Origin of the sequence: Undibacterium cyanobacteriorum (assembly GCF_031326225.1) — a bacterium.
GTDB classification, from domain to species: domain Bacteria; phylum Pseudomonadota; class Gammaproteobacteria; order Burkholderiales; family Burkholderiaceae_D; genus Undibacterium; species Undibacterium cyanobacteriorum.
Window position 1 is genome coordinate 1870027 of the sequence record NZ_CP133720.1, and the last position, 15106, is coordinate 1885132.

15 protein-coding genes and 1 tRNA gene are annotated in these 15106 nt (G+C 48.1%); all 16 read left to right on the forward strand.

The annotated features are described in order from the left end of the window. Nucleotides 1-202: 202 nt before the first annotated feature. Entirely contained in the window at nt 203-2350 is a 2148-nt protein-coding gene (gene pnp, locus RF679_RS07700) for a polyribonucleotide nucleotidyltransferase (protein WP_309483635.1), read from the forward strand. A 238-nt stretch (nt 2351-2588) separates the two neighbouring features. Beyond that, nucleotides 2589-3569: an NAD(P)H-quinone oxidoreductase gene (locus tag RF679_RS07705; RefSeq protein ID WP_309483636.1), complete on the forward strand. Its 981-nt coding sequence runs from the start codon at nt 2589-2591 to the stop codon at nt 3567-3569. A 224-nt stretch (nt 3570-3793) separates the two neighbouring features. Further along, a complete protein-coding gene (gene tpiA, locus RF679_RS07710) occupies nt 3794-4552 on the forward strand; it encodes a triose-phosphate isomerase (protein WP_309483637.1) in 759 nt (252 codons plus the stop codon). 81 nt (nt 4553-4633) lie between these two features. Next, on the forward strand, nt 4634-4993 hold the full coding sequence (secG, locus tag RF679_RS07715; protein WP_309483638.1) for a preprotein translocase subunit SecG: 360 nt from the start codon (nt 4634-4636) through the stop codon (nt 4991-4993). A gap of 85 nt (nt 4994-5078) precedes the next feature. Continuing rightward, a tRNA-Leu gene (locus tag RF679_RS07720) sits at nt 5079-5163 on the forward strand. Between the two features lie 126 nt (nt 5164-5289). Then, nucleotides 5290-5649 carry an NADH-quinone oxidoreductase subunit A gene (locus RF679_RS07725; protein ID WP_309483639.1) on the forward strand — a complete coding sequence of 120 codons (360 nt, stop codon included), beginning with the start codon at nt 5290-5292 and terminating at the stop codon, nt 5647-5649. Between the two features lie 18 nt (nt 5650-5667). After that, nucleotides 5668-6144 carry a NuoB/complex I 20 kDa subunit family protein gene (locus RF679_RS07730; RefSeq protein ID WP_309483640.1) on the forward strand — a complete coding sequence of 159 codons (477 nt, stop codon included), beginning with the start codon at nt 5668-5670 and terminating at the stop codon, nt 6142-6144. A 69-nt stretch (nt 6145-6213) separates the two neighbouring features. After that, complete coding sequence (locus RF679_RS07735; protein ID WP_309483641.1) at nt 6214-6813, forward strand: NADH-quinone oxidoreductase subunit C; 600 nt, start codon at nt 6214-6216, stop codon at nt 6811-6813. A gap of 10 nt (nt 6814-6823) precedes the next feature. Next, the gene (locus RF679_RS07740; protein ID WP_309483642.1) at nt 6824-8077 is read left to right on the forward strand and encodes an NADH-quinone oxidoreductase subunit D; all 1254 of its coding nucleotides are present in this window, start codon (nt 6824-6826) and stop codon (nt 8075-8077) included. Nucleotides 8078-8209: 132 nt separating this feature from the next. Then, entirely contained in the window at nt 8210-8707 is a 498-nt protein-coding gene (gene nuoE / locus RF679_RS07745) for an NADH-quinone oxidoreductase subunit NuoE (RefSeq protein WP_309483643.1), read from the forward strand. After that, the gene (gene nuoF / locus RF679_RS07750; protein WP_309483644.1) at nt 8707-10002 is read left to right on the forward strand and encodes an NADH-quinone oxidoreductase subunit NuoF; all 1296 of its coding nucleotides are present in this window, start codon (nt 8707-8709) and stop codon (nt 10000-10002) included. Before nuoE ends, nuoF begins: the two co-directional genes overlap by 1 nt. Nucleotides 10003-10074: 72 nt before the next feature. Next, complete coding sequence (gene nuoG / locus RF679_RS07755) at nt 10075-12399, forward strand: NADH-quinone oxidoreductase subunit NuoG (protein WP_309483645.1); 2325 nt, start codon at nt 10075-10077, stop codon at nt 12397-12399. Then, entirely contained in the window at nt 12399-13484 is a 1086-nt protein-coding gene (nuoH, locus tag RF679_RS07760) for an NADH-quinone oxidoreductase subunit NuoH (RefSeq protein WP_309483646.1), read from the forward strand. Before nuoG ends, nuoH begins: the two co-directional genes overlap by 1 nt. Nucleotides 13485-13572: 88 nt before the next feature. After that, a complete protein-coding gene (gene nuoI / locus RF679_RS07765; protein WP_186889854.1) occupies nt 13573-14061 on the forward strand; it encodes an NADH-quinone oxidoreductase subunit NuoI in 489 nt (162 codons plus the stop codon). 16 nt (nt 14062-14077) lie between these two features. Further along, nucleotides 14078-14722, forward strand: a complete 645-nt coding sequence (locus RF679_RS07770) for an NADH-quinone oxidoreductase subunit J (RefSeq protein WP_309483647.1) — start codon at nt 14078-14080, stop codon at nt 14720-14722. Then, nucleotides 14723-15031 (forward strand): NADH-quinone oxidoreductase subunit NuoK, encoded by a 309-nt coding sequence (nuoK, locus tag RF679_RS07775; RefSeq protein ID WP_309483648.1) that lies wholly within the window; start codon nt 14723-14725, stop codon nt 15029-15031. Nucleotides 15032-15106: the final 75 nt, after the last annotated feature.

Below are 15106 nucleotides of genomic sequence, written 5' to 3' on the forward strand. Positions count from 1 at the left end.
TAAGCCTAGTAAAGAATTAAGCAAAAAGCCTGCGTCAGTTATACTGCCGCAGGCTTTTTGTCTTTAACGAGCAATGAGTTGAAGGTGTGACTTGATTGCTAGGAGTAAGAAGGGCGGCGCAGCAGTGCATCGCTTGTGGTGAGGTGAACGACAGCGCCTGGAAATCTGTCGGCATTAGCAGTAAAAAGTGAAAGGACACATTGTGTTTAATAAAGTTACAAAAACATTTCAATACGGTCAGCATACAGTGACCATGGAGACTGGCGAAATCGCACGTCAATCCTCCGGTGCCGTGATGGTATCGATGGATGATACGGTTGTTTTGGCAACTGTTGTCGCCAAAAAAGACGCAAAACCAGGTCAGGATTTCTTCCCTTTGACCGTGGATTACATGGAGAAGAGCTACGCTGCAGGTCGTATCCCTGGCGGCTTCTTCAAACGTGAAGGTCGTCCATCCGAAAAAGAAACACTGACATCACGTTTGATCGATCGTCCAATTCGTCCTTTGTTCCCAGAGGGTTATTTGAATGAAGTGCAGGTCATCGTGCACGTTTTGTCTGTGAATCCAGAAATTGATCCAGATATCGCTTCCATGATCGGCGCATCTGCCGCGATTTGTTTGGCTGGTATTCCATTCAATGGCCCAGTTGGTGCGGCGCGTGTTGGTTATATCGACGGTCAATACGTCTTGAACCCAACTGCAACACAATTGAAATCATCGGCCATGGACTTGGTTGTTGCAGGTACTGAATCTGCGGTCTTGATGGTTGAATCTGAAGCACAACAGTTGTCTGAAGAAGTGATGTTGGGTGCGGTTGTTTACGGCCACGAACAAATGAAAGCAGTCATCGACGCGATTCATGATTTGGTACGTGACGGTGGTAAACCTGAAGTCGAATGGGCACCCGCTCCAAAAAATGAAACTTTGATCGCTGCAGTAACAGCAGTCGCTGAGCCTTTGTTGCGCGCGGCTTACCAAATCAAAGAAAAGCAAGCACGTACAGAGCAATTGAAAGCGGCTAACGCGGCAGTTTCCGCAGCTTTGGCTGATCAAGCAGCTGCAGCTGGCGTTGATGCGCCGGACTCCGCTGAAGTCGGCAATATTTTGTTCGACTTGGAATCGAAAATCGTCCGCTCCCAAATTTTGGAGGGTGAGCCACGTATCGACGGTCGCGACACACGTACAGTGCGTCCAATTTCGATTCGTACCAGCGTCTTGCCACGCACTCACGGTACTGCATTGTTCACTCGCGGTGAAACACAGGCTTTGGTGATCGCGACTTTGGGTACGGCACGTGATGAACAGAAGATTGATGCCTTGATGGGTGAATACTCTGATCGCTTCATGTTGCACTACAACATGCCACCGTTCGCAACTGGCGAAACAGGTCGTGTTGGTACACCAAAACGTCGTGAAATCGGTCACGGCCGTTTGGCAAAACGTGCATTGCAAGCTGCATTGCCATCGCCAGAAGAGTTTAGCTACTCTGTGCGTTTGGTTTCTGAGATTACAGAATCCAATGGCTCGTCTTCGATGGCTTCCGTGTGCGGTGGTTGCTTGGCCTTGATGGATGCTGGCGTGCCAATGAAAGCACACGTGGCAGGTATCGCCATGGGCTTGATCAAAGATGGTAATAAGTTTGCGGTCTTGACGGATATCTTGGGCGATGAAGATCACCTCGGCGATATGGACTTTAAAGTTGCTGGTACAGCCGACGGTATCACTGCTTTGCAGATGGATATCAAGATTCAAGGTATTACGAAGGAAATCATGCAAGTCGCTTTGGCGCAAGCAAAAGAAGGTCGCTTGCACATTTTGGCGAAGATGCAAGAAGCAGTTCCATCTGGTCGCGTTGAATTGTCTGACTTTGCGCCACGTTTGATCACGATTAAGATCAATCCTGAAAAAATTCGTGATGTGATCGGTAAAGGTGGTGCAGTGATCCGTGCTTTGACGGAAGAAACTGGTACACAAATCGATATCAGTGATGAAGGCGTGGTCACGATCGCTTCTGTCGATGCAGCGGCAGGTCAAGAAGCAAAACGTCGTATCGAAGAGTTGACTGCAGAAGTTGAAGTCGGCAAGATCTACGAAGGTACAGTCTTGAAGTTGTTGGACTTCGGTGCCATCGTTCAAATCATGCCAGGCAAAGATGGCTTGTTGCACATCAGCCAAATCGCTAATGAGCGCGTCAATGCAGTTGCCGACTACCTCAAAGAAGGTCAGCAAGTGCGTGTGAAAGTCTTGGAAACAGATGATCGTGGTCGCTTCAAGTTGTCGATGAAAGCTGCGGTAGAAGCAGCTCCAGCTGCTGAAGCTGGCTCTGCCGAGGGTGCTCCACAGGCGTAACGCTTTTGAGTAACTGAAATGCCGCGTAGTGGCGTCAAGTTGCTTGGAGAGAAGGCCGCTCAGATGCTGAGCGGCTTTTTTATTGCCCGACGTTTTATGGGAGAGATTGGTGAGGCGCTGCGATAAGCTAATGGCTAAGTAATTGTTGATTCTTCTTAGCGTTTATCATTTTGCTGCTTACTTTAAGTAGGCTTTGTTTCTGTTTCGTGTGGGTGATGAGGTTTGGAGGATAAGGGTTATGCGAGCCATTGAAATTGAGAAATATGGAGGTCCTGAAGTCTTACGTTTGTGTGAGCGCGAGTTACCGAGACCGGGCATTGGTGAGGTGCTGATTCGAGTGCGGGCGGCGGGGGTAAATCGGCCTGATGTTTTGCAGCGTAAGGGTCTCTATCCTGTGCCAAGTGGTGCCTCTGACCTGCCAGGACTTGAAGTGGCTGGAGAGATTGTTGCAGGTGACCTCAATGGGACTGATTTTGCGATAGGGGATGTGGTTTGCGCGTTGGTACAAGGTGGAGGATATGCAGAATACAGCGTAGCGCCAGTAGTACAGTGCTTGCCCGTGCCGAGTGGATTTTCAATGGAAGAGGCCGCGAGCTTACCTGAGACTTTTTTTACGGTTTGGTCGAATGTATTTGATCGCGCAGGACTCAAGGCTGGCGAGTCTATTTTGATTCATGGTGGTAGCTCCGGTATTGGGGTAACCGCGGTTCAATTAGCGAAGGCTTTTGGTGCTAGGGTATTTGCAACTGCAGGTAGTGATGAAAAATGCAAAACTGTTGAGGAGCTGGGGGCGGAGCACTGTGTGAACTACAAGAGTGAGAGTTTCACGCAGAAAGTGAAGGAACTCACAGGTGGGCGTGGTGTTGATGTCGTGTTGGATATGGTGGCTGCGAAATATCTCCCTGCGAATTTGGAGGTATTGGCGGATGACGGACGTTTGGTTGTTATCGCATTGCTAGGTGGGGCTAAGGCGGAATTGGATATGGGGCAGATCTTACGTCGCAGATTGACCGTTACTGGATCGACCTTGCGCGCACGTAGCATCGCCTTCAAGTCGGATATTGCGCAATCCCTCAGGCGGCATGTTTGGCCTCTGCTCGAAAGTCGTACGATTAAGCCTGTAATTTTCCAGAGTTTTACACTGGACCAAGCGGATCAAGCGCATCGTCTCATGGAGAGTAGTGCGCATATTGGGAAGATTATGCTGCGGCTTGACTAGATGGGAAATTTCGTCCGCCTTCGGCCAGGCAGACTTTTTTTAGAAAGTTTTTATAAATACCTCAAATTTGATGTCTCTTTTGCATTTTTGAGCTGTAATTGGGCCTTGAAAATTGACCCTGTATTACTCAACAGGCTACAATAGACAGTTATTCATAGAATTTGTGGCCGTTCTTACGCGCTGTATGGCGGGTAAGCAAGGTCCTAACTGAAATTGCTGAAAATATGTCACAACAACGACGCATACTTATCGCCGGTAATTGGAAGATGAATGGCAGCTTAAAAGCCAATTCGGAGCTGATTGATGGTTTGAAAAAAGCTGAGCTTGGCGCGAGTTCGCCAGAGGTCTTGGTTTGTGTTCCGACTGCGTACTTGGCGCAAGCAAATGATTTGTTGAAGTCGACAAAGATTGAGTTGGGTGCGCAAGATGTGTCGGCTCATCAAGCAGGCGCCTATACTGGTGAAGTATCTTCGACAATGTTGTCTGATTTTGCGTGTCAATATGTGATCGTCGGCCACTCTGAGCGTCGTGCATATCACCATGAATCGAATGAATTGGTTGCGCAAAAAGCTTTGCAATCTTTGCGTGCCAATATTTTTCCGATTGTCTGTGTTGGTGAGACGTTGGAGCAGCGCGAGGCTGGCAAGACAAGTGATGTTGTTGTGTCGCAGTTGCGCGCAGTCATGGATGTGCTTGATGATGGTGCTTTGGCTCGCATCGTTGTTGCGTATGAGCCTGTTTGGGCGATTGGTACGGGTAAGACGGCGACACCTGACATGGCGCAGGAAGTGCATGCAGTTTTGCGCGCTACGCTTGCGGAGCGTAGCGAGTTCGCTGCTGCGAGAGTCAGGATTTTGTATGGTGGAAGCATGAAACCTGAAAATGCAAAAGACTTACTTTCTATGCCTGATATTGATGGTGGTCTGATTGGTGGTGCATCGTTGAAAGCAAGTGACTTTTTGGCGATTGTGGCTGCAGCTTAAAGGGTTTGGCTTGAAAATCCTGCGATTGGATTTTTATTGTTGTGGTTTTTGTGTGGTCTATCTTTTTTCTTGGATGTGTAAATGAATGCTTCTTTGTCTTTGGTGGTAACTGTTGTGCAGGTAATCTCAGCACTAGTGATTGTTGGCTTGGTTTTGCTGCAGCACGGTAAGGGTGCAGATATGGGGGCATCATTTGGTTCTGGTGCATCCGGTAGTCTGTTTGGCGCAACAGGTTCCTCAAATTTTTTGTCTAAATCAACGGCAATCGCGGTAGCTGTATTTTTTATCGCTACTTTGATTTTGACGAGTATCGGTGCGAATAAAGGTCCTGCTGCGGGCGTGATGGATAAATTGTCTGCAGCATCTGCGTCGGCGCCTGCGGTATCTGCGCCAGCATCCGCGGCAAGTGCGCCAGTTCAATCCTCTGATATTCCAAAATAATTGATCTTGCGCAGCAAAAAATTCTTGAATTCCTGCAATTGTGCGTTGAACAATTGCTCTGAAGAGAGTAAAATGCTGTGCTTATGCCGACGTGGTGAAATTGGTAGACACGCTATCTTGAGGGGGTAGTGGCGAAAGCTGTACGAGTTCGAGTCTCGTCGTCGGCACCAGTTAAAATCAGCTGTTCTTGCTGATTCAATCGAGGACGTGGTTGCTTAGTGGTTGCATTAATGGTTTGAGCAATCACTCAATCATGCAATTAATAACAAAGTTGCGTTTTTATACGGATATCTAACGTGAACCTCGAAAATTATTTCCCAGTTCTTCTCTTTATTTTGGTCGGTATTGCGGTCGGTATTGTGCCGCAGGTGTTGGGTCGTTTGATCGCGCCGCATCGCCCAGATAGTCAAAAAACCTCGGCCTACGAATGTGGCTTTGAGGCCTTTGAAGATGCGCGTATGAAGTTTGACGTGCGTTATTATTTGATCGCGATTTTGTTTATTTTGTTTGATCTCGAAACCGCATTCTTTTTCCCGTGGGCTGTTTCAGTGAAAGAGCTCGGTTGGACAGGTTTCTTGGTGATGCTAGGCTTCATTCTCGAATTCGCTGTTGGTTTTTGGTATATCTGGAAAAAAGGCGCCCTTGATTGGGAATGACCTGGTTAGGAAAAATATATGTCGATCGAAGGCGTATTAAGCGAAGGCTTTGTAACGACCAGCTTGGATAAGCTGATTAACTGGACGCAGACCGGCTCAATGTGGCCGATGACATTTGGTTTGGCATGCTGTGCGGTTGAGATGATGCACGCGGGTTGCTCGCGTTACGATCTTGACCGTTTTGGTATTGTGTTTCGTCCTTCTCCACGTCAGTCAGACGTCATGATCGTAGCTGGGACTTTGTGTAACAAAATGGCGCCAGCCTTGCGTAAGGTGTACGATCAAATGGCGGAGCCACGTTGGGTGGTGTCAATGGGTTCCTGTGCAAATGGCGGTGGCTATTATCACTACTCCTACTCAGTTGTGCGTGGTTGTGATCGTATTGTGCCGGTCGATGTGTATGTGCCTGGTTGCCCTCCGACAGCAGAAGCGCTCATTTACGGCATTATTCAGCTTCAAAATAAGATTAAGCGGAACAACACGATCGCGCGTTGATCCCGATTTGTCGCGTTCATGCTAGCTTAGAAAAACTAGGTCAGAAAAATCAGATCACTTTAAAGCAATATGACTACCAAATTAGAAAATCTTGATGCAGCCGTGAAAGCGGTCATCGGCGAGCGACTCGTGCAGTCGCAATTGGCGCTGGGTGAGCTCACAGTTGTGGTTTCTGCAGGCGATTATCTGCAAGTGATGCGTGATTTGCGTGATCGTGAAGAGACGCGTTTTGAAGAAATGATCGACCTGTGTGGTGTTGATTATTCGACTTATGGCGATGGCGCTTGGGATGGTAAGCGATTTGCTGTGGTATCTCATTTGTTGTCGATCAAAAATAACTGGCGCTTGCGTGTTCGTGTTTTTGCTGAAGATGATGATTTTCCAGTCGTCGCTTCACTCGCTGACGTATGGTCAACCGCGAACTGGTACGAGCGTGAAGCGTTCGATTTGTTCGGTATTTTGTTCGATGGCCACAACGACTTGCGTCGCATCTTGACTGATTATGGCTTTATCGGTCACCCATTCCGTAAAGATTTCCCTGTCTCTGGTTACGTTGAGATGCGCTATGACGCCGATCAAAAACGTGTGGTGTATCAGCCAGTGACGATCGAACCACGTGAAAATACGCCGCGCATCATTCGCGAAGAAAACTACGGGATAAAGGCTTAAAGGTAATTCGATGGCTGAAATTAAAAATTACACCCTGAACTTTGGTCCCCAGCATCCTGCAGCGCACGGTGTTTTGCGTTTGGTTTTGGAGCTTGATGGTGAGGTGATTCAACGCGCTGATCCGCATATCGGTCTCTTGCACCGCGCGACTGAAAAGCTCGCCGAACAAAAAACATTCTTGCAGTCCGTTCCTTACATGGATCGATTGGACTACGTCTCGATGATGTCCAATGAGCACGCGTATGTGATGGCAATTGAGCGTATGCTGGGCCTCGAAGTCCCTTTGCGTGCGCAGTACATTCGCGTGATGTTCGATGAAATCACACGTTTGTTGAACCACTTGTTGTGGATCGGCGCGCATGCGCTTGACGTTGGTGCAATGGCGGTGATTTTGTACGCGTTCCGTGAGCGTGAGGATTTGATGGATTGCTACGAAGCAGTGTCTGGTGCTCGTATGCATGCAGCTTACTACCGTCCAGGTGGTGTGTATCGTGATTTGCCGGACGAAATGCCAAAGCATAAAGCGTCCTTGTTGAAAAACGAAAAGGCAATGCGTTTGCTCAATGAAAATCGTCAAGGTTCTTTGCTTGATTTCATTGAAGACTTCACAAACCGCTTCCCTAAATACGTCGATGAGTATGAAACCTTGTTGACGGACAACCGTATTTGGAAACAACGTTTGGTCGGTATTGGCGTGGTGTCTCCTGAGCGTGCGATGGCCATGGGCTTTACTGGTCCGATGTTGCGTGGTTCTGGCGTCGAATGGGATTTGCGTAAGAAACAACCGTATGAAGTCTACGATTTGCTCGACTTCGATATTCCTGTTGGTGTGAATGGCGATAGTTATGATCGTTACTTGGTGCGCGTTGAAGAAATGCGTCAATCGAATCGCATCATCAAGCAATGCGTTGAATGGTTGCGTAACAACCCAGGTCCAGTGATGTCAACCAATCACAAAGTGACGCCACCAAGCCGCGTGAATATGAAGACGAATATGGAAGAGTTGATCCATCACTTCAAACTGTTCACGGAAGGTTTCCATGTGCCAGTCGGTGAAGCTTATGCTGCAGTGGAACATCCCAAAGGTGAGTTTGGTATTTACTTGATGTCTGATGGTGCTAATAAACCATATCGTATGAAAATCCGTGCGCCTGGTTTCGCTCATTTGCAAGGCTTAGATGAAATGGCGAAGGGCCACATGATTGCTGACGCAGTGACGATCATTGGTACTCAAGATATCGTCTTCGGTGAAATCGACCGATAATCGTTTGAATGATTGAGTCATGCGTGTTAGCCATAGTTGCCGAACGCAATATGCAAAATCAAGTAAGACTAAAGAAATAAAAATTGATGAAAGATTGGCTCGCACGACGAGCTAATAGTTGAGGCAAGAGCGATGATCCTATCAGAGCAAGCATTAAAGAAAATTGATCGCGAATTAGCGAAGTTTCCAGCGGACCAAAGACAATCGGCGGTCATGGCGGCTTTGGCTATCGCTCAGGATGAAACCAATTGGTTGTCTCCAGAAGTGATGCAATTCGTGGCTGATTACATTGGCATGCCAGCGGTGGCCGTACAAGAAGTGGCAACCTTCTACAACATGTATAACACCAAACCAGTTGGTCAGTACAAGATCACCGTTTGCACCAACTTGCCTTGCGCTCTGTCCGGTGGTGAACGTGCGGCACATCACTTGAAACAAAAATTAGGTCTCGATTATAAAGAAACCTCCGCCGATGGCAAATTCACTTTGATGGAAGGTGAATGCATGGGCGCGTGCGGCGATGCGCCAGTCATGTTGGTTAACAACAAGCGTATGTGCAGCTTCATGTCGAATGACAAGATCGACGCATTGGTGAGTGAACTGAATCAAACAGCAGAGGCGGGTAAATAATGACGAGTCTACATAATCGCCATATCAAGCCATTGATTCTCGCCGGATTAGACGGTAAAAACTGGCACTTGCAAGACTATGTAGCACGTGGTGGCTATCAGTCTTTGAAACGTATTCTCGACGAAAAAATCCCCCCTGAACAAGTGATCGCAGAGTTGAAGGCATCCTCCTTGCGTGGTCGTGGTGGTGCGGGTTTCCCAACCGGCTTGAAGTGGAGCTTCATGCCACGTCAATTTCCAGGCCAAAAATACCTCGTCTGTAATACGGACGAAGGCGAGCCAGGTACATTCAAAGATCGTGACATCATTCGCTATAACCCGCATGCATTAATTGAAGGTATGGCCATCGGTGCTTACGCGATGGGCATTACGGTAGGCTATAACTACATTCACGGTGAGATTTTTGCTGACTACGACCGTTTTGAAGAGGCGCTGGAAGAAGCGCGTGCGGCCGGTATGTTGGGTGATCGCATTCATGGTTCGGATTTTTCTTTCCAATTGCACGCCTTCCATGGTTATGGTGCGTACATCTGCGGCGAAGAAACTGCTTTGTTAGAGTCTCTCGAAGGTAAGAAAGGTCAGCCACGCTTCAAACCGCCATTCCCAGCGAGTTTCGGTTTATATGGCAAACCAACGACGATCAATAACACCGAAACATTCGCCGCTGTGCCTTTCGTTTTGGCGATGGGCGGTGAAGCGTATGCTGCTTTGGGTAAGCCGAACAACGGTGGCACAAAGATTTTCTCCATGTCGGGTGACGTGGCGAAACCAGGTAACTATGAAGTCCCGCTTGGAACGCCGTTCGCTACCTTGCTGGAATTAGCAGGCGGTATGCGCGATGGTAAAAAAATCAAAGCGGTTATTCCAGGTGGTTCCTCGATGCCAGTGCTGACTGGTGAAGTCATGATGGCGACGGACATGGACTACGATTCGATTGCGAAAGCAGGATCGATGTTGGGTTCTGGCGCTGTGATCGTGATGGACGAAACACGTTGCATGGTCAAATCTTTGTTGCGTTTGTCCTACTTCTATTTTGAAGAGTCTTGCGGACAATGTACGCCTTGCCGCGAAGGTACAGGTTGGTTGTATCGCATGGTCCATCGCATCGAAAACGGTCAAGGCCGCCCAGAAGATTTAGATATGTTGAATGCAGTGGCGGATGGTATTCAAGGTCGCACAATTTGTGCCTTGGGTGATGCTGCCGCAATGCCTGTGCGTGCGTTCATTAAGAATTTCCGTGAAGAGTTTGAGTATCACATCGAGCATAAGCATTGCTTAGTGCCGACGTATCTGTAAAAAAATGTGTTGATTAGGATTGCGTGATCCTAGTCTGAAAAAATTATTCGCTTAGCGTACCTAGAGCACACCATGGTTGAAATTGAAATAGACGGCAAGAAAGTAGAAGTCCCTGCGGGCAGCATGGTCATGGAAGCCGCCAATAAGCTTGGCACTTACATTCCGCACTTTTGCTATCACAAGAAACTGTCGATCGCGGCAAACTGCCGTATGTGTTTGGTTGAAGTTGAAAAGGCGCCAAAGCCTTTGCCAGCCTGCGCCACACCTGTGACTCAAGGCATGATCGTGCGCTCCAATAGCGACAAGGCGACCAAAGCACAAAAAGACGTGATGGAATTTTTGTTAATCAACCATCCGCTGGATTGCCCGATTTGCGATCAAGGCGGTGAGTGCCAATTACAAGATTTGGCGGTTGGTTACGGCAAAACAAAATCCCGCTACCAAGAAGAAAAGCGCGTCGTATTCCACAAGAACGTTGGCCCATTGATTTCAATGGAAGAGATGAGCCGCTGCATTCACTGCACACGCTGCGTCCGTTTCGGTCAAGAAATCGCTGGTGTGATGGAATTGGGCATGCTTAATCGTGGCGAACATTCTGAAATTACTTCCTTTGTTGGTAAGACAGTTGATTCCGAATTGTCCGGTAACATGATTGATCTCTGCCCAGTCGGTGCATTGACATCCAAACCATTCCGCTACTCGGCACGTACTTGGGAATTGTCCCGCCGCAAATCGGTGAGCGCGCATGACGGTTTGGGTTCTAACCTGATCGTTCAAGTGAAGAACAACAAAGTGATGCGTGTCGTGCCTTTGGAAAACGATGCGATCAATGAATGCTGGATCTCTGATAAAGATCGCTTCGCTTACGAAGGCTTGAACACTGAAGATCGTTTGACTAAGCCGATGTTGAAGCAGGGTGGTCAGTGGCAAGAAGTTGATTGGCAAACAGCCTTGGAATATGTCGCGCATGGCTTGAAGAATGTGCGTCACGAACATGGTGCGAATAGTATTGCAGCCGTTGCGACCGCGAACTCCACTGTTGAAGAGTTGAGTTTGTTGGCAAAAGTGGTACGCGGTATGGGTTCTAGTCATATCGAAACACGTTTGCGCCAATCTGACTTCAGCTTGACAGGTAAAGTGACTCCTTGGTTGGGTATGTCGATTGCTGATTTCGCGCAATTGAAACAAGTATTCGTGATCGGTTCTTTCCTGCGCAAAGATCATCCATTGTTGGCAGCTCGCTTGCGTCAAGCAATTAAGTCCGGTACCAAACTCAGCGTCTTGAACGCGACGGATGATGAGTTGTTGATGAAAGTCAGCAACAAAGCGGTATTGGCGCCATCAGCGTGGACAGCGTTCTTAGCGGAAATTGCGACAGCGATCGCCGCCGCGAAACAAATCGCGAAGCCAGCAGGTTTGCCAGAAGTCAGTGTTAGTGACGCAGCGCAAGCCATCGCCAATAGCTTACTAAGTGCAAATGAAGACAACAAAGGTGGCGTATTCCTCGGAAATACGGCTGCACAACTCCCGAATGCAAGCGAAATTCACGCTTTGGCGCAATGGATTGCACAACATGCCAACCTCGGTTTTGGCTACTTGACTGAAGCTGCAAACACAGTTGGCGCGCACTTGGTTGGCGCAGTTCCTAGCGATGCAAGTGCTGTCCTCAGCGCTGATCGTAAAGCGGTATTGGTGTTGAATGCCGAAGCGAATCATGATTTCGCCGATGCGAATCAGGCTAATGCCGTATTGGCGCAAGCCGACATGGTGGTTGTAATGTCGCCATACAAACAAGGCATGGAATATGCGGATGTCTTATTGCCAGTCTCTCCATTCACTGAAACGGCAGGCACTTTCGTCAACTGCGAAGGTCGCGCGCAGAGTTTCCATGGGGTGGTGAAACCTTTGGGTGATACGCGCCCAGCATGGAAAGTATTGCGTGTGTTGGGTAACCTCTTGGGGCTCGAAAAATTTGACTACGAAACTTCTGAAGCTGTGCGTGACGAAGTGTTGGGGCAAGGTCAAACAGATCTGTCTTCGAAACTCAACAACAAAGTTGAGGTTGCAGTGAAAGTCTCTGCAGCGGCAGCAGGTTTGGAGCGCGTTTCTGATGTCAATATTTATGCGACAGACGCCATCGTTCGTCGTTCGGAATCCCTGCAGCGTACTGCGGATGCGAAAGCAGCAAGTAGTGTGTATTTGAGCTCTGCTGAGTTTGCGCGTCTCGCGATCAATGCAGGCGATTTCGTTAAGTTGACACAAGGTGCAGCATCGATTGTGATGCCAGCAGCCCTCGATAAATCTTTGCCGGCAACGGTAGTGCGTGTTGCCGCTGGTGTGTTGGCGACGCATCAACTGGGTGCGATGTTTGGCCCAATTAGTGTGGAGCGTGCATAATGAATTTCCTCGATACCATTCAAAGTTACGGTGTGCAGTATCTCGGTGGTTTGTGGCCGTTGGTGTGGACCTTAATCAAGATTGTTTGCGTGACTTTGCCTTTGTTGGGTGCTGTTGCTTACCTGACTTTGTGGGAACGCAAGATGATCGGTTGGATGCACGTGCGCCTCGGTCCAAATCGCGTCGGTCCTGCTGGCTTGTTGCAGCCAATCGCCGATGCTTTGAAATTGCTCTTGAAAGAGATCATTGTTCCAGCAAAAGCCAACAAAGTATTGTTCGTATTGGCACCAATTATGACAATTATGCCGGCTTTAGCGGCTTGGTCAGTGGTGCCGTTTGGTCCGGATATTGTTTTGGCTAACGTCAATGCTGGTTTGTTGTTGATCATGGCCATCACATCGATGGAAGTCTACGGCATCATCATTGCAGGTTGGGCGTCTAATTCCAAGTATGCGTTCTTGGGTGCGATGCGTGCTTCTGCGCAAATGGTTTCTTACGAAATCGCCATGGGCTTCGTTTTGGTCGTCGTTCTCATGGTTTCTGGTAGTTTGAATTTAACTGACGTCGTGAATGGCCAGATGAAAGGTTATTTCGCCGAACGCGGTTGGAGCTTCCTGTCTTGGAACTGGTTGCCTTTGTTGCCGATGTTCGTGATTTATGTAATTTCCGGTATCGCTGAAACCAATCGTCACCCATTCGACGTCGTTGAAGGTGAGTCTGAAATCGTTGCGGGTCACATGGTTGAATACTCCGGTATGTCGTTCGCGATGTTCTTCTTGGCTGAATACGCCAACATGATTTTGATCTCCGCTTTGGCATCGATCATGTTCCTGGGCGGTTGGAATTCTCCAATTGGTCATGAAGTACCGGTGTTGGGCTTGTTAGCCTATATTCCTGGTTGGATCTGGCTTGGAATTAAAACTTTTGTGGTTGTCTCGATGTTCATTTGGGCACGTGCTTCATTCCCACGCTATCGTTACGATCAAATTATGCGCTTAGGCTGGAAAGTGTTTATTCCTCTGACTTTGGTGTATCTCGTCATTGTTGGCGCATGGATGCAAACTTCTTGGAATATTTGGAAGTAAGCACACCAGCAAAATATGTTTTGCTTGTTTTTGAATTGCAAGCACAAGAGTAAGAGCTGACTAAGTACAGAATAAATGGAAGTAAATAATGGAAGCGATTAAAGACTTTTTTGGCAGCTTAATGTTGCGTGAACTGATCAAGGGCTTGGCGTTGACCGGGCGCTATATGTTCGCACGCAAAATTACAGTGCAATTCCCTGAAGAGAAAACACCGCAGTCTCCACGATTCCGCGGCTTGCACGCTTTGCGTCGCTACCCTAACGGTGAGGAGCGTTGCATTGCATGTAAATTGTGCGAAGCAGTGTGTCCAGCCATGGCGATTACAATTGAATCGGACCAGCGTGAAGACGGTTCTCGTCGTACCACACGTTATGACATCGATTTGACGAAGTGTATTTTCTGCGGATTTTGCGAAGAGTCTTGTCCGGTTGATTCCATCGTTGAGACGCACGTATTGGAATACCACGGCGAGAAGCGCGGTGACCTGTATTTCACGAAAGAGATGTTGCTCGCAGTGGGCGATCGTTACGAACCTGAAATTGCGGCAGCACGTCAAGCTGACGCGAAATACCGCTAACCAGGAAGAAGTTCATATGGATTTTACGACTGCTTTATTTTATGTGTTTGCTGCAATCTTGGTTTTGGCAGCGACTCAAGTGATCACGGCACGTAGCCCTGTGCACGCGGCTTTGTTCTTGGTTCTGTCTTTCTTCAGTGCTGCGGGCATTTGGATGCTGCTGCAAGCCGAGTTTTTGGCGATCGTCTTGGTATTAGTCTATGTTGGCGCCGTGATGGTGTTGTTCCTGTTCGTCGTGATGATGCTCGACATTAACATGGATAAATTGCGTGAAGGATTCTGGGGGCGTTTGCCACTAGCAGCGATCGTTGGGTTGGTGATCGCTTTTGAAATGTCGGCAGTTTTACTTAAAGGTTTTTTACGCCCAGACAACGCGGTACCAGCAAATGCGGCTAACGTGGGTAACACCAAAGTGTTGGGTATTGAGATTTTTACTAATTATGTTTTGGCCTTCGAAGTGGCTGCAGCGATTTTATTTTTGGCGATTGTTGCTGCCGTCGCGCTTACTTTGCGCCGTCGTAAAGATAGTAAGTATTTTGATCCTGCAGCCGCAGTGAAAGTGAAGCGTAATGATCGCGTACGCTTGGTCAACATGAAAGCAGAGTCCGATCGTGCTAATGGCGCGGCAGCGGAACAATCTGCAGAGAATACAGGTGCGTAAATGGCGTTGAGCTTGACACATTTTTTGATCTTGGGCGCGATTCTATTCGCGATTTCGGTGGTTGGTATTTTCATGAATCGCAAAAACATCATCGTTTTACTGATGGCGATTGAATTGATGCTGCTGGCCGTCAATATGAATTTCGTCGCTTTTTCGCATTACTTAGGTGACACAGCAGGGCAGATTTTTGTCTTCTTTATCCTAACTGTGGCGGCGGCGGAATCAGCAATTGGCTTAGCGATTTTGGTGGTCATGTTCCGTAATTTGGACACCATCAACGTAGAAGATCTGGGTACCTTGAAGGGCTAAAAGCATGGACTCGGTGCGTTGATGCATTGCGAGTCGCTCATCAAGGTATTTAAGTTTGAAGATATAAAATAAAAA

Excerpts from the sequence above, each read along its gene's own strand:
- RF679_RS07705 (WP_309483636.1), top strand. The coding sequence starts at position 2,589 with ATGCGAGCCATTGAAATTGAGAAATATGGAGGTCCTGAAGTCTTACGT.
- tpiA (WP_309483637.1), top strand. The coding sequence starts at position 3,794 with ATGTCACAACAACGACGCATACTTATCGCCGGTAATTGGAAGATGAAT.
- secG (WP_309483638.1), top strand. The coding sequence starts at position 4,634 with ATGAATGCTTCTTTGTCTTTGGTGGTAACTGTTGTGCAGGTAATCTCA.
- RF679_RS07730 (WP_309483640.1), top strand. The coding sequence starts at position 5,668 with ATGTCGATCGAAGGCGTATTAAGCGAAGGCTTTGTAACGACCAGCTTG.
- RF679_RS07735 (WP_309483641.1), top strand. The coding sequence starts at position 6,214 with ATGACTACCAAATTAGAAAATCTTGATGCAGCCGTGAAAGCGGTCATC.
- RF679_RS07740 (WP_309483642.1), top strand. The coding sequence starts at position 6,824 with ATGGCTGAAATTAAAAATTACACCCTGAACTTTGGTCCCCAGCATCCT.
- nuoE (WP_309483643.1), top strand. The coding sequence starts at position 8,210 with ATGATCCTATCAGAGCAAGCATTAAAGAAAATTGATCGCGAATTAGCG.
- nuoF (WP_309483644.1), top strand. The coding sequence starts at position 8,707 with ATGACGAGTCTACATAATCGCCATATCAAGCCATTGATTCTCGCCGGA.
- nuoG (WP_309483645.1), top strand. The coding sequence starts at position 10,075 with ATGGTTGAAATTGAAATAGACGGCAAGAAAGTAGAAGTCCCTGCGGGC.
- nuoH (WP_309483646.1), top strand. The coding sequence starts at position 12,399 with ATGAATTTCCTCGATACCATTCAAAGTTACGGTGTGCAGTATCTCGGT.
- nuoI (WP_186889854.1), top strand. The coding sequence starts at position 13,573 with ATGGAAGCGATTAAAGACTTTTTTGGCAGCTTAATGTTGCGTGAACTG.
- RF679_RS07770 (WP_309483647.1), top strand. The coding sequence starts at position 14,078 with ATGGATTTTACGACTGCTTTATTTTATGTGTTTGCTGCAATCTTGGTT.
- nuoK (WP_309483648.1), top strand. The coding sequence starts at position 14,723 with ATGGCGTTGAGCTTGACACATTTTTTGATCTTGGGCGCGATTCTATTC.